Below are 12,832 nucleotides of genomic sequence, written 5' to 3'. Positions count from 1 at the left end.
AATGAAACACTTAATTACACTAACCTTTTTTCTATTAACCTTTACTGCATTTGCACAAAAACCATGTGAATATAGTACTAATGTTACCGATTCTATTGGGACTTATAAAATAACTAATGAATATTTAGTAAGCGAGAAAAACTTTGGAGGTACTTCCAGCTATATCTTCTTTTCGCTGGCACAAACGGATGGTCTTCCAACTTTGAATGTGCAGCTGATTCAAAAAAGTAAAGATTTTATGAAAGCCAACTGTTTTGATAAAAACTCAAAAATATTTTTGCAGTTAGAAAATGGTAAAATTGTTACTTTACTACATATCAATCAAGAAAACTGCGGTACTTTACTTCGCGACGATAAAGGTTTTGACAACCGTGTAAATACTGGAATTTTTATGTTCATGAAAGATAACTTTGAGGAATTGAAAAAATCACCTGTTTCGATCATGAGAATTAAGTACTTGACTGATATCGACGATTATATTGTAAAAAGCGAGTTGGTTTCTGAAATGAACGGCAAGACTTACCAACCCAATACTTACTTTATGCAAAACATAAGATGTGTTGAATAATTAATTATTCACAATTCCAATTTTGATTAGAAACAGGGTCTTTGAGCCCTGTTTTTAAATTATAATGCCACCATTCTGAATCGAACGGATTGAACCCATTCTGAATCATTATTTTTTTTAGAAATTTTCTGTTCGATTTTACTTTTTTAGGAAGTATTGGAAAGCTGTGGCTTGCCTCAAGTCCAAAGTAATCAAAAGAAGTCCCCATTTCTAACTCTTTGCCATTAGAATCAACTAATGTAATATCTACGGCTCCTCCTCTATTATGAATTGATCCTTTTTTTGGATCTGCAACATATTCAGGTTTTGGAACAATCTCCCACATTTTTTTCTGAATTGATAAAGGTCTGTAACAATCGAAAAGCTTAATTCTATAGCCTTTTTCTATAAAATCTTTATTAGCGGCAATTAAAGCTTTAACCGTTTTGTAACGCAGTAAACATTCTGCACAATCGTATACTTTTGCTTTCAAAAAATTGTCTTCGGTCGCGTATTTCATATCGTACACAAAATCTTTGCTATAGTCTTTTAAATTTACAAAAGTTGTATCTGCAACTTCTTTGGGACTTGCATATGTTTCGTTTTGAGCATTTGCAGAGATTATTGAAAAAAAAGCGATTACACAAAGAGTTTTGGTTAATTGTACCATGAGTTTTAAATTTTGAAAAAATGAAATTACTCAAAAAAACGCCAATCTCCTATTTAATCGGTTTTCATATGGATAATTTTGATTTTCTTTTAGCTGATTAATTGAACGAGTCGTTACAAAGCAAATATAATTTACCCGTTATTACTTTTTACAAACTCTGTAATTTCTTTTACTGAATTGGGAATAGAAGATGGATAAGAAGGAAATGAATCGATCATAAAAATAATAGACTTAAATGTATCATCTACCTTATATGATATCTTATAACAAAATGAACTTATTTTATTGACAGATATAATATTCTCAAATAATATCTTTTGAGTATTAGTTTCTAAAAACTTATCTCCTAAATACACTATTTCTAGTTTTCTAAATCTTAATATCCATGCAATAAAAAAAATTAAAGTTGGAAAAAATATAAATGCTAAATCTCTAAATGTAAAATCAAAAATTAAAAAGCCCAAAAACATTACTAGCAAATTTACAAAGAGAATTATTGGAATAATTTTTCTTCGAAAGTATGTCGTGTTACTGGATATTCTTTTCATACTATTTAATTTGACTTCTTAACTATTTAGCCAGATTCAATTCGCCTCGATAAATATAAATATTTTTCTTTAACTAAGTTTTTTTCATACAAAAGATAAACAGTAAAAAAAATGCGCAAAAGTCTTAGACCTTTACGCATTTTATTAGAAATAGCATTGAAGAAGTTTTTAGTTTATTCCTCCTCCTAAAGCTTTGTACAACAATACTTGCGAGCTTACATTTTTAAATTGTATGTCTACAAAATCAAGTTCTGCCTGCAGCATGTCTTTTTGTGCGTTTATTATTTCTAGATAATTGGCATAACCGCTCAAATACAAATCATTTGACACATTTACTGCAATTTCGAGATGTTCAACTTGTTTTGACTTGTATTTTAAAACATCTTCAAACGCTTTTGTGCGATACAATAACGCACTCAATTCATTGTACGCAGTAGTGATCGAATTTTGATATTCTAAAAAGCTGATCTGCTGTCTGCGATTGGCAGTAAAAAATTCATGTTTAATTTGTCCTTTATTAAATATTGGCGCAGTAATTCCGCCCAATAACTGCCAAGCAAATGATCCGCTGTCGAAGAATGTTGCAAAAGAAAATGAATTAAGACCAACATATCCTCCTAAGTTTACTGTTGGAAAAAAAGCAGCTCTCGCCGATTTCGCATCCGCTTTTGTTGCAAGCAATTCGAAATAAGCTTGAGACACATCTGGTCGATTATGTATGATTGAATCGACACTCATTTTTTGATTCAGCACTTCAAGATGTCCTGATAGAAAATCTTTGCTTCTCGTAACTTTACCTCCGTATTCACCTAAAAGAGTCAGTAGGGCTTTTTCCGTTTGATCTATACTAAGGTTCAATTCTTCGGCTTCAGCCAAAATACTATTGTTTTGAGCATTAAATTGCTGCACAGCTAATTCTGTTGCTTTACCAACTGCACGCTGTGCCGAAACAATATCAAGGGCACGCTGCTGTGTTTTTAAGTTTCGCTCATAAATTACTTTTTGTTTATCGAGCGCAATAAGCTTAAAATAAAGCTCAGCAACATCGCTCAATAATCTTGTCTGCAACAATCTTACACCTTCTTGTGATGCAAGAAATCTTTGTTGAGCAGCTTTTTTTCTGTTACTTAATTTTCCCCATATATCAGCTTCCCAAGATACTTTTCCTCCTAAAAATAAATTAGGAGTTACATCTGTATTAATTCTTTGTTTTTCTGATATATTCTGTGAGAAATTAGTATCGAAGTTTCCTACGCCATCCATAGTATATTTACCGTAATGTGTTCCTGAAACATCAGCACCAATGTCAAACGAAGGCAGTAAAGCTAATTTTGCCACTTTTAGATGCGAATTTGCAATGAGAATTCTCTGCTGCATTGCCAAATAATCAGGATTCTGAGCTACTGCTATGTCTAACAATTTTTCCAGCTCTGGATCTTTAAAATACGATTCTGTTTTTAGCGGTGTAAATGTCTGCTGGCTGTCTGTTGTTTTTGGATTTGAGGCAAAATTTTCAGGCAGTGTTTTTACCTTCTGCTGCTCTGCCTCTTTCGGGGCAGAACAGGCAGAAAGTAACATTAAAAACACAACTACAAGTACATATTTTGATTTATTCGTGATGAGATATATTGACTCTGTATGTTTAAGAAATTTTCTAAAATTATTTTTCATTGTTTTCATTTATTTATTCCAAGCTTTTTCAATTTTTGCAAACAGGATGTAAAGCCCCGGAATGATTACCAGTCCAAAAATGGTTCCTATTAACATTCCTCCTGCAGCTGCAGTACCAATAGATCGGTTTCCAATTGCACCAGCTCCAGAAGCAATACACAATGGTATAAGTCCAGAAATAAAAGCAAATGAGGTCATCAAAATAGGTCTGAAACGTAATCTTGCACCTTCAATTGCTGCTTCGGTAATTCCCTGCCCTAACTTATTTTGGGCAATCGCAAACTCTACAATCAAAATGGCATTCTTGGCGAGGAGTCCTATAAGCATGACTAAGGCGACTTGGGCATAAATATTATTGTCTAAGCCCACTGCGAGTAATGCGAGGTACGAACCAAAAACTCCTACTGGTAAACTTAAAAGCACTGGAAACGGAAGCAATAAGCTCTCGTATTGTGCGGCAAGTAATAAGTAAACAAAAAGGATACATAAGGCAAAAATGTAAATGGTTTGGTTTCCTGATAGAATTTCTTCACGCGTCATTCCAGACCATTCGAGTTCGAACCTGCTTGGCAGCTTTTCGGCTGCGATTTTTTCTACGGCAGCAATGGCTTCTCCAGAACTAAATCCTTCAGCTGGCTCACCATTAATCATGGCAGACATATACATATTATAGCGGGTTAAAACCTCAGGGCCGTAAACTCGTTCTAATTTTATAAATGTTGAAAATGGCACCATTTCACCTGCATCATTTTTAAGATACATGTCTAGAATACTTTCTGGATTTTTTCTAAACTGCGGACTTGCTTGTACCATTACTTTATACATTTGAGAAAAACGAATAAAGTTTGTAGCATAAAACGATCCCAGCATGGTTTGCAAGGTAGACATCGCATTGTCTACAGATATTCCTTTTTTAGCCGCAAGATCATAATCAATATGTATTAAATACTGCGGAAATGTAGCATCAAAACTGGTAAATGAATTTTGTATTTCTGGCGAAGCATTCAATTCTTTAATAAAGTTTTTAGTAACGGCATCAGTATTATTGATGGTTCCTCCTGATTTGTCCAGCAAACGTAATTCAAAACCACTGGTATTACCAAAACCGGGAACTGTAGGCGGTGCAAAAACTTCGATTTGAGCATCGGCAATACCTTTTGTTTTCTGCGTAAGCATTGTAATAAATTCATTTACAGAAATGTTTCGATCTTTCCAGTCTTTCAGGTTTATCATTCCCATACCGTAAGAAGCTCCTGCAATTTCAGTAACAATGCTGTAACCTGCAAGAGTTGTTACGTTATCAACTCCGTCAATTTGTTTGGCAATGCGAGTTACTTCATCAAGTACTTTTTCGGTACGTTCTACGGTAGCTCCTTGCGGTGTAGTTACGTTTACATACACCATTCCCTGATCTTCAGAAGGTATAAATCCTGAAGGTAAAAACTTCGAAGTTCCCCAAGTAAGGAAACAGAACAAAACTAAAAGTCCGATAGTCATAGAACTTCTGTCTGCAAATTTTGACAATACTCTGATGTATTTTGAAGTAATATTGTCGAACCACGCATTAAAACGAACAAAGAAACGATCTAATAATGATGTGTTCTTTTTATTTGGATCATGCGGTTTAAGCATTATGGCACACAAAGCTGGTGTTAATGTTAGGGCGTTAATTCCCGAAATTACAATACTAATTGCCATAGTAAGTGAAAACTGTCTGTAGAAAACTCCAACAGGACCGCTCAAGAATGCAACTGGTATAAACACGGCTGCCATAACAATTGTAATCGCAATAACGGCTCCTGTAATTTCTTTCATCGCACTAATTGTTGCGGGCAGAGGCGCCATATGTTCTTCAGAAATTTTAACATGGACGGCTTCTACAACTACAATAGCATTATCGACAACGATTCCTATGGAAAGTACTAGGGCAAAAAGGGTAAGTAGGTTTATCGAGAATCCCATCATCGACATAAAGGCAAATGAACCAATTAAGGCTACAGGTACTGCCAATACTGGTATCAACGTAGAACGCCAGTCTTGCAGGAATATAAAAACAACAAAAGCTACTAGAATAAAGGCTTCTATTAATGTTTTTAAAACTTCATCGATTGAGGCATCAAGAAAACGTGATACATCATAAGCAATATTATAATCCATTCCAGGAGGGAAAGACGATATTTTCAGCTCTGCCATTTTTTCTTTTACACTGGCAATTACTTCAGAGGCATTCGAACCTGGTCTTTGTTTCAACATGATTGAAGCCGAAGGTTTTCCGTCAGTCTTAGAAACCATTCCGTAACTCATTGCTCCAAATTCGATATTAGAAACATCTTTTAATCGCAAGATTGTTCCATCTGAATTAGCACGAAGCGGTACTTCTTCATACTGTTTAGGTTCAAAGAATTTTCCTCCGTATTTAATTACATATTGAAGCTGATTATCAAGCTGCCCTGATCCTTCTCCAACTTTACCAGGAGCTGCAGAAATGTTTTGTTTTTGCAGCGAGCTTATCACTTCGTTTGCTGAAATATTATAGGAAAGCATTTTTTGTGGATCCAGCCATACTCGCATTGAGTATTCTTTCTGTCCCATAATCTCGGCACGACCTACTCCATCAATACGTTTTAATTCCTGAAGAATATTAATATCTGTAAAGTTGAAAATAAATTGTTCGTCCTGAGTTTTATCAGTACTTGTAATATTTAAGTACATCAACATACTATTTACCTCCTTTTCGGTGGTAACTCCTGCTCGTATTACTTCTTCCGGAAGTTCGTCTAGTATGGTTGTTACTCTGTTTTGAACGTTTACGGCAGCAAGATCAGGATCTGTTCCTACTTCAAAGAAAACCTGAATTAGGGTTAAACCATCATTTGAGGTAACGGTCGACATATAGGTCATTCCCGGTACACCATTTATAGCTCGTTCTAAAGGTAGTGCCACAGCATTGGCCGAAACTTCGGCATTGGCACCTGTATATTTTGCCGTTACGGTTACAGACGGCGGTACAATATCTGGAAACTGCGTTATGGGTAATTGAAACAAAGCCAATAACCCCAAAAGTACTATCATCACGGATATGATAAGTGACAATATTTTTCTTTTGATAAACAACTCTATCATTTTATATTTTTTTAGTAATAATTATGTAATGGCTTATAAGCTTACACTTTGTGCGTCTCTAATGTTAATCTTATCTCCATCTCGAAGTGATTGGGTTCCTTCATGTACAATAAGATCATTCTTTTTTAATCCTTTTTTCAAAATGTAAACATCATCAAGAGTGCTTCCAATAACAATATTGGTCATTTTTACAATTCCTCCTTTATCCACCACAAACACGAATTGTTTGTCTTGGATAGAGAAAACTGCTTTTTGCGGAATTAAAACGACATTGGTTCTTGGCTCAGAAATAATCAGTTTTCCAGATGTACCGTGTTTGATAAATCCTTGCGGATTATGAAATTTGGCTTTGTACTGAATTGATCCTGTTTGTCTGTCAATTTCCCCATCGGCTGTTTTTAATTCTCCTGTTTGACCGTAAACCATACCATTTGGCAATACTAATTTTATATCTCCTTTGGTATTAAGGCTTTTATCTGCCATCATTTGAAAGTAAATATTTTCAGGTATCGAGAAATAGGCATATACATCGTCTAATTGTGAAACTGTTGTCAGCAAAGAGCCATTTTCTACTAAACTTCCTTCTTTGAATGGAATACGATCTACAGTTCCGTCAAAAGGTGCTGTTATGGTTGTAAAACTAATTTGTTGTTTTATCGCTTTTCTCTCTGCCGAAGCATGAGCAACTTTAGCATTTGCGGCATCGTGCTTTGCTTTTGATAATTCTAATTCTTTATCGGCAATTACTTTTTTATTAAAAAGAGTTTGAGCCTGCTCCAATTCGACTGTAGCAATTCGAAGGTCTGCCAATGTGCTTTTGTAAACAGCTTCAGCTTTTAAAAGTTGTATTTGAAGTTCTACGTCGCTGATCTTAAAAAGAATTTGTCCTTTTTTTACTCTCTGTCCTTCGCTTACATAAACTTTATCTAGTAATCCAGGTATACGAACATGAATTTCGACATTATTTTTAGCATGTACATCAGCAACAAATCGATTTGAAACGATGGTATCTTTTACAGTTACCTTATATACAGGCAGTGTTTTTATATTTGCGGATTTTTTTTCGGCTTTATCTCCGCAAGAAGCTAGAAATAAAACAGAGAATGCGTACAAAAGGAATTGTTTTTTACTAATGCTCATAATTGTTTTTTAAAAATTACATAAATATACTGGCTCCCTATATTGATTTTATAGGGAGTGGTAAATGGGTTAAATATTGAAAATAGGGAGTTTATCGTATACTGCTTATTCTTTTGAACAGTACCGTTTTAGGACATATTTTTATAGCGCAAATACCTTCATAAATAAATATAAAGCAGTATTGCAGAAACTTGTTTCTGTATATAAAAATAAAAGAGAATTGGGAAATCTAGAAAAGCTGGTACAAATGAAGATGTGTATGACGCTGAATTTGATATATGTTTGCTATACCATAAATCAAGCTGTCTTCAAAGACCTTAAAATGTACTAATTTGGTAAAAAATAAACTTTTTAAAATATTGCTGTCTGAAGAGACTGCACGAGATTTCATCTTCTTTTTGACTATAAAATGTATATCCAGATCTTTGGATATAATTAGTGCTGAAGGTAAAACCTCTGGTATTTCTGATGTTGAAAGAAAATCCTGACCATGACAAGCTGAAAATTCAGAAGGGTGCTTAAAGTACTCTGCACTGCTTGTAAAAGTGAGCAGAAAGAGTAAAATAATACTTATGAACTTAATTTGTTTCATGAACGCAAAGCGAAGGATTACATATTTGTTGTTTGAAAAGGCTGTGCTTTTCTTGATGGTGGGCCAAATATAGTAATTTGAAAAGTAACCAATTCTTAAATTTTTCCAAAAAAAGCAAAATACCTAAGTCAAACACGGTTTTTTAATGAATAAGCCTCTAATTGTATATTGTATTTACAAATCGTTAACTTTTCATTTACATTCTCATTGAAAAATATACCTGTAAGATTGACTTTCGGGAATCTTTATATTTCACCTGTCATCATAATATTTTCTTTCACACCTTTATTTTTGAGCATTCTAAAGTGTGATCGAACTGCATGATAAAATGGATACGAAGTATAAGGAAGATCATACTCCTCAGCATAACGCATAATTATTGGTGTTATATAAGGATAATAAGTATGTCCGATACCCGGAAAAAGATGATGCGCAACATGATGCGTAAAGCCTCCGTATAAAAAATTCGCCAATTTACTATTGGTACTGAAATCTTTTGTAACAATCATTTGATGCATTGCCCAAGTTGCTGATAAATTTCCATCTTCATCTGTTTCTGGAAAATTTGCATCTTCATCGACATGTGTTGACACAAGTGCGACAACGCCCAGCATACTGCCGCATAAATGCATCGAAAACCAACCTGCTAAAATTATATACCAAGGCTGCTTTAATACAATCATAGGAATAAAAAGCAGGTAAAATAAGTTAAGTGCTTTTGCTAAAAACAGTTTGTATATTTCTTTTTGTGGAATGTTGTCTACTACTTTTTTTACATAATTATTTCTCTTTCCAAAAAAGTCTTTGAAATCCCTAATATAAATCCAATTTAAGCTGTACAACGGATAAATAAACCACATATAAATATGCTGGTATTTATGATAATTAAACAGCGGACTGTTTGGAAAAATCCTTATAATGTCACTTTGTTTAATATCTATATCCCAATCGGGAACATTTGGATATGCATGATGAAGATTGATATGTCGTCGAGTCCAAAGCCAATGGTTGCCGCCAAAAAGCTCCAGAATATACATAAACCATTCATTGTGTTTTGATTTTTTGAATAAGGCACCATGCGCAGCGTCATGAAAGGCATTGATAAAAAGTACGATCATGGTTATACCACACAAAATATAGAAAAAGAATAATAAAGGAGTACTGTTTCCAAACAGTAAAATACAGCTGTAAGATAAAAAGAAAAGAGCTACTAGACCTAAAGATTTAATAATATTGAACAGGTACAAGGATGAGTTTTGTAGAATTGTTTCGTTTACTTCAGTTCGCATCTTCTTAAAAAAATCATCAGTACCGGCTTTAAGATACACCGGGCGTTTTAATTTTTCCATAATGGTCTTGGCTAGAAATTCTTACATCAAATTTAATAAAAAAAAGTTAAAACACACGAAAACAAAGCATTACAAAATCAAAAAAAGACTATCTTTTTAAGTCGAAAACAAAAAAAGCCGTTCAATCGAACGGCTTTGAATATTCAGATTTTATATTTTACGCTCTAACTCTTTTCATTAAAGCTTCAATTTCAGCTTGAGAAATTTCAGGATTTGCTCCTGGAGCCTCGGCAACTAGAGCACCGACTGCACAGGCAAAATCAATCGCTTTTTGAGGCTCTTTACCAGTAAGTAATGATGTAATTAAGGCCGCTAAAAATGAATCTCCTGCTCCTACTGTATCCGCTACTTTTATAGGATAACCATTGTTTTCATACAATTGTCCTTCCCACATTAATAAAGCGCCATCTTTACCTCTAGTTACACACATGGCTTTTATTTTTGTTTTCTCGGCAATAAACTGCATGTTTTCTTCTAAGGTTGAAAAAGGAGAATTTATTACGGAAGTAATTTCTAGCAATTCTTCGTCATTAAATTTTATAAAATCAGCCGAATTCATTAGATGCTCAATAATTTCATATGTATAATGAGGTTTCCTTAAATTGACATCAAAAACTTTGTAAACATTTGATTTCAGCAATTCGTTAAGTGAGCTTCTTGATACTTCATCTCGACAAACTAAACTTCCGTAAATTAAAACATCTGCATCAGCGGCTAATTCTTTAGCTGAATCATTCAATACAATTTTATCCCAAGCTGATGGATATTTTATTTCATAACTTGCCGATCCTTGCTCATTTAATGTTACGTTTACTAATCCTGTTGCAAATTCCTCCGATTTAAAAACAGCCGCAGTTTCAAGTCCTAAACTTTTTACGTAATCAATAATTGTTTCTCCATCTGCGTCTTTTCCTACACAGCTAATCATTGCCGATTCGCATCCTAACGTTTTCATTCGCATTGCTACATTAAGAGGTGCACCGCCAATTTTTCTTTCATTGACAAAAACATCCCAAAGCACTTCGCCATAAGCTACTGCCTTAAGTTTTTTTATATTACTCATTCTAAATTCGTTTACTATTATTGTTATTCAAGTGGTATAATGTAAAATACTGAAACAGGTTGTATTTTTCCTTTCAGCAATTAAGTTCTATTTTATTCTGATAAAAATAGATTACCCTAAAAATACAATATTTTGTGCTGACTTAAATTCTAAATCTTAAAAATAAAATTTCATCACTAAAAAACTGAATTACTTATTTAATTCCAAAACCCACATTTTCATTGCAGGTATCGATGTTTTTTTCAACGATGAAAACTTTTCATCTGTCACAAAGTTTTTAGCTGAATTGAATCCTTCTGTTCTCTCGATGTATTTCTGAAAATCGACTTCTTTAGTATCATTACTCGTATTCATAATACACATAATCGTTTGCTTTTCATCATATCTAAAATAAACATACAAACCATCAACAGGAACATAATGCATCAATTTTCCTGTGGTTAATGCCGAAGATGTTTTTCTAAAATTGGCTAGTTTTCGAACTAAATCCTGAGTCGATTTTTCGTCATCTGTTAAACCTTTTCCGGTAAAAGCATTTTTTGTATCAGTACTCCATCCGCCAGGAAAATCGCTGCGCACCAAACCGTCAGGCGCTTTAAATCCTTTAACCAAAACCTCAGAACCGTAATACAACTGCGGGATTCCACGACAGGTTAACAGCCATTGAAAACCCATTTTTTGTTTCTCAACATTCTCACCTACAACTGAGAAAAAACGAGGCTCGTCATGATTATCTAAAAGCAGTACTTTTTGCATTGGGTTTTTACTCAAAAAATCACTGCTTAAAGTATAATATAATTTATTTACACCATCTGTCCAGCCAAATGGCTGAGTAAGCGCAGGAATAATTCCGTAATACAAACTCTGAAAATCAACAACTGATGGCAGATTACTTTTAAAAGGCGTTTCTATATTATTTTGTTCAAAATAAGCTTGATTGGCAACGCCGTGAACCATGATTTCTCCAAAAATAGACATCTTAGGAAATTCATTAAGAATGGCTTGATTACATCTATTTGCAAAATTCAAATCATTGTAAGTGTACGTATCTAAGCGAACACCGTCAATACCAAATGTTTCAATATGCCAAATACAGTTTTGAATTAAAAAATTAGCCATGTATGGATTATCCTGATTAATATCCGGCATAATTTTATCAAACCAGCCATTACTCATTTTTTTCTGATCTGATTTTGCTCCGTATGGATCAAACAACGGCTGTTCTCTATAAATTGTTTGCGTATACTCTGGCCAGCGATGTACCCAGTCATTTTCCGGCTGATCTTGTTCTAAAAAATGATACAGTCCAAAATGATTGTAAACAGCATCAAATATTAGTTTCATACCGCGTTTGTGCAGCTGGCTGCTCAATTCTTTATACGCTTTATCACCGCCATAACGAGCGTCAATTTTATAGTGATCTGTAATCGAATAGCCATGTTCTGTGCGGTTCATCATATCATTTTCCATCACAGGTGTAAACCATAAAGCAGTTATTCCTAAACCTTGCAGATAATCTAAATTATTAATTACACCTTGCAAATCGCCTCCATGACGATCATACATTTGATTTCGGTCTAACGATTGATCTCTCATTCCTTTTACTCGATCGTTTGACGGATCGCCGTTACTAAAGCGATCTACCATTATTAAATCTATAAAATCTGAAGAATTTACACCTTGCGCATATTCGGTGCCATTTCCTGATCTTCGAGCATTAAGCTGCCAATTTATTTTCTGTTTTTTCCCGTTCTTAGCAACTTCAATTAAAACAGTTCCTGGAAGGGCTTCCGGTAAAATTGTAATATCTACAGCTAGATATTTTTTGTTTGAAAATTGATGTGTTTTCAAAACCTTTATTCCTGAATAATTTATACTTACATCAGCTGATGAAAAGACTTCATCTGTACTTCTAATAAGCAATTGTATCGAATTTGTTTTCATTCCTGTCCACCAATTGGTAGGATAAACGTCAATATTTTTGGCATTAACAATACATGTGAAGCACATTAAAACCAAGTAAAAAAAGAATGTTTTTTTCATCTCAAGCTATTTTTAGATTAATATTACTGCCGAAAGGTATTTTTCTTCAGTATTCTAAAAAAGCAACTTATTCAAACAACGTTGTT

9 protein-coding genes are annotated in these 12,832 nt (G+C 34.0%); 1 reads left to right on the top strand and 8 read right to left on the bottom strand.

Annotated elements, in window-relative coordinates; genetic code table 11:
* Position 1 precedes the first annotated feature (1 nt).
* Complete coding sequence (locus tag B0A75_RS02865) at positions 2–568, top strand: hypothetical protein (protein ID WP_089052789.1); 567 nt, start codon at positions 2–4, stop codon at positions 566–568.
* Positions 569–572: 4 nt separating this feature from the next.
* Here the strand turns inward: B0A75_RS02865 and B0A75_RS02860 are convergent, their stop codons facing one another.
* From B0A75_RS02860 to B0A75_RS02820, 8 genes are all read right to left on the bottom strand, one after another.
* Positions 573–1,217, bottom strand: coding sequence for a M15 family metallopeptidase (locus B0A75_RS02860; protein ID WP_089052788.1), 645 nt, complete (start codon positions 1,215–1,217; stop codon positions 573–575).
* Between the two features lie 131 nt (positions 1,218–1,348).
* Positions 1,349–1,765, bottom strand: coding sequence for a hypothetical protein (locus B0A75_RS02855; protein ID WP_123872306.1), 417 nt, complete (start codon positions 1,763–1,765; stop codon positions 1,349–1,351).
* Between the two features lie 168 nt (positions 1,766–1,933).
* Positions 1,934–3,436, bottom strand: a complete 1,503-nt coding sequence (locus tag B0A75_RS02850) for a TolC family protein (protein WP_244284334.1) — start codon at positions 3,434–3,436, stop codon at positions 1,934–1,936.
* Positions 3,437–3,445: 9 nt separating this feature from the next.
* Positions 3,446–6,559 carry an efflux RND transporter permease subunit gene (locus B0A75_RS02845; RefSeq protein ID WP_089052785.1) on the bottom strand — a complete coding sequence of 1,038 codons (3,114 nt, stop codon included), beginning with the start codon at positions 6,557–6,559 and terminating at the stop codon, positions 3,446–3,448.
* A gap of 33 nt (positions 6,560–6,592) precedes the next feature.
* Positions 6,593–7,699 carry an efflux RND transporter periplasmic adaptor subunit gene (locus B0A75_RS02840; protein WP_089052784.1) on the bottom strand — a complete coding sequence of 369 codons (1,107 nt, stop codon included), beginning with the start codon at positions 7,697–7,699 and terminating at the stop codon, positions 6,593–6,595.
* Positions 7,700–8,536: 837 nt separating this feature from the next.
* Positions 8,537–9,640: a fatty acid desaturase family protein gene (locus tag B0A75_RS02830; RefSeq protein WP_089052782.1), complete on the bottom strand. Its 1,104-nt coding sequence runs from the start codon at positions 9,638–9,640 to the stop codon at positions 8,537–8,539.
* A gap of 157 nt (positions 9,641–9,797) precedes the next feature.
* Positions 9,798–10,703, bottom strand: a complete 906-nt coding sequence (locus B0A75_RS02825) for a carbohydrate kinase family protein (RefSeq protein ID WP_089052781.1) — start codon at positions 10,701–10,703, stop codon at positions 9,798–9,800.
* Between the two features lie 189 nt (positions 10,704–10,892).
* Positions 10,893–12,746 (bottom strand): alpha-amylase family glycosyl hydrolase, encoded by a 1,854-nt coding sequence (locus B0A75_RS02820; protein WP_089052780.1) that lies wholly within the window; start codon positions 12,744–12,746, stop codon positions 10,893–10,895.
* Between the last annotated feature and the right edge of the window lie 86 nt (positions 12,747–12,832).

It is taken from the genome of Flavobacterium oncorhynchi, from assembly GCF_002217355.1.
In the GTDB taxonomy this organism is placed as follows: domain Bacteria; phylum Bacteroidota; class Bacteroidia; order Flavobacteriales; family Flavobacteriaceae; genus Flavobacterium; species Flavobacterium oncorhynchi.
Note: the sequence above shows the minus strand (reverse complement) of the source record. Positions and strands in the feature narration are given on the sequence as shown.

Excerpts from the sequence above, each read along its gene's own strand:
- B0A75_RS02865 (WP_089052789.1), top strand. The coding sequence starts at position 2 with ATGAAACACTTAATTACACTAACCTTTTTTCTATTAACCTTTACTGCA.
- B0A75_RS02860 (WP_089052788.1), bottom strand. The coding sequence starts at position 1,217 with ATGGTACAATTAACCAAAACTCTTTGTGTAATCGCTTTTTTTTCAATA.
- B0A75_RS02855 (WP_123872306.1), bottom strand. The coding sequence starts at position 1,765 with ATGAAAAGAATATCCAGTAACACGACATACTTTCGAAGAAAAATTATT.
- B0A75_RS02850 (WP_244284334.1), bottom strand. The coding sequence starts at position 3,436 with ATGAAAAATAATTTTAGAAAATTTCTTAAACATACAGAGTCAATATAT.
- B0A75_RS02845 (WP_089052785.1), bottom strand. The coding sequence starts at position 6,559 with ATGATAGAGTTGTTTATCAAAAGAAAAATATTGTCACTTATCATATCC.
- B0A75_RS02840 (WP_089052784.1), bottom strand. The coding sequence starts at position 7,699 with ATGAGCATTAGTAAAAAACAATTCCTTTTGTACGCATTCTCTGTTTTA.
- B0A75_RS02830 (WP_089052782.1), bottom strand. The coding sequence starts at position 9,640 with ATGGAAAAATTAAAACGCCCGGTGTATCTTAAAGCCGGTACTGATGAT.
- B0A75_RS02825 (WP_089052781.1), bottom strand. The coding sequence starts at position 10,703 with ATGAGTAATATAAAAAAACTTAAGGCAGTAGCTTATGGCGAAGTGCTT.
- B0A75_RS02820 (WP_089052780.1), bottom strand. The coding sequence starts at position 12,746 with ATGAAAAAAACATTCTTTTTTTACTTGGTTTTAATGTGCTTCACATGT.